The sequence below is a fragment of the Streptomyces noursei genome, assembly GCF_001646665.1.
Lineage (GTDB): Bacteria > Actinomycetota > Actinomycetes > Streptomycetales > Streptomycetaceae > Streptomyces > Streptomyces lavendulocolor.
On sequence record NZ_LWBU01000345.1, the window covers coordinates 1 to 250 of the forward strand.

A 250-nucleotide genomic window follows, 5' to 3' on the forward strand; every position below is an offset into this window, starting at 1 on the left:
CGACCACCGTAATGAGCACAGTGAACGGGCTGCGCAAGGCCTACGGGGGCAGGGACGCGGTCGCGGACGTGTCCGTCGCGGTCGCGGAGGCCGAGATCTTCGGCATCCTCGGGGCCAACGGGGCGGGCAAGACCACCACGGTCGGGTGCGTCGAGGGCCGCAGGCCCCCGGAGGCCGGCACGGTGCGGGTCGCCGGACTCGACCCGGTGGCCGACCACCGCGAGGTCACCCGCCTCCTCGGCGCCCAGCT

General features: G+C 74.8%; 1 protein-coding gene. It reads left to right on the forward strand.

The features are described from left to right. Window positions 1–11: 11 nt before the first annotated feature. The coding region (locus tag A4V12_RS23690; RefSeq protein ID WP_159028926.1) for an ATP-binding cassette domain-containing protein at window positions 12–250 on the forward strand (239 nt) is incomplete at its 3' end.